General features: G+C 74.6%; 2 protein-coding genes. One reads left to right on the forward strand and one right to left on the reverse strand.

Annotation, left to right across the window (positions count from 1 at the left end):
* A partial coding sequence (locus V7Z97_RS20520) for a CoA-binding protein (RefSeq protein WP_334165490.1) occupies positions 1-242 on the reverse strand: 242 nt, incomplete at its 3' end.
* 92 nt (positions 243-334) lie between these two features.
* Here V7Z97_RS20520 and V7Z97_RS20525 point away from each other — a divergent pair.
* Positions 335-1,112: alcohol dehydrogenase catalytic domain-containing protein (locus V7Z97_RS20525; protein WP_334165491.1), on the forward strand; the 778-nt coding region annotated here is incomplete at its 3' end.

Genomic DNA, 1,112 nt, shown 5'->3' on the forward strand with positions numbered 1-1,112 from the left:
GTGGGGGCGGGGGTGGCGATCACCGCCATGTCCACGGGGCGGGGCAGGGCGTCCACGGACGGATAGGCGAGCGAAGACCCGACCGAGGCGGCCCGCGGATTGACCGGCAGCACGGGTCCGGCGAAGCCCCCCTGCACCAGGTTGCGGGCGATCACTTGGCCCACGGAGCCCGGGGTGTTGCTGGCCCCGATCAGGGCGATCGCCTTGGGATGGAACAGGGCGTCGAGGTTTCGCGTCGTCATGGCGTCTCCTGCATCGGCGGCGCGCGGGGCTCCTTGACCCCAGTCAACGCCGGACCACTGTGGCGCCCTATCGGTTCCGGCGGGAGGCCCCGATGCTCGGAATGGTTCTGAAGGCGCCGCGCACGCCGCTGCGGCTCGAGGCGCGGCCGGACCCGGAGCCCGGTCCGGGCGAGCTGCGCCTGCGGGTGCGCGCCTGCGGCGTATGCCGCACGGACCTTCACATCGTCGACGGGGAACTGGAGCCCCGGGGCGACAGCGTGATCCCCGGGCACGAGATCGTCGGCGTGGTGGACGCCATCGGGCCCGGCGTGGCTGGCGTGGCGGTGGGCGAGCGCCGCGGCGTCCCCTGGCTGGGCGAGACCTGCGGCCGGTGCCGCTATTGCCGGGAGGGCCAGGAGAACCTGTGCGACGCCCCCGGCTTCACCGGCTGGACCCGCGACGGCGGCTACGCCGACACCGTGATCGCCCGCGCCGACTACTGCTTTCCCGTCCCGGACGGGCTCTCCGACGGCGAGGCCGCGCCGCTGATGTGCGCCGGCCTGATCGGCTACCGCTGCTGGAAGAAGGCCGCCGAGGCGCGGCCCGTGCGGAGCCTCGGCCTCTACGGCTTCGGCGCCGCCGCCCATCTGCTGGCCCAGCTCGCCATGCACGAAGGCCAGGCGGTCCACGCCTTTACGCGACCTGGGGACGAGGCGGCCCAGGGCCTGGCCCGGGAGCTCGGCTGCGCCTGGGCCGGGGGCTCGGACGAGGCGCCGCCGAAAGCGCTGGATGCGGCGATCATCTTCGCGCCGGTCGGAGGGCTCGTGCCCCCGGCGCTGAAGGCGGTGCGCAAGGGCGGGACCGTGGTCTGCGGCGGGATCCACATGAGCG

The organism is Phenylobacterium sp. (assembly GCF_036821595.1).
In the GTDB taxonomy this organism is placed as follows: Bacteria; Pseudomonadota; Alphaproteobacteria; order Caulobacterales; family Caulobacteraceae; genus Phenylobacterium.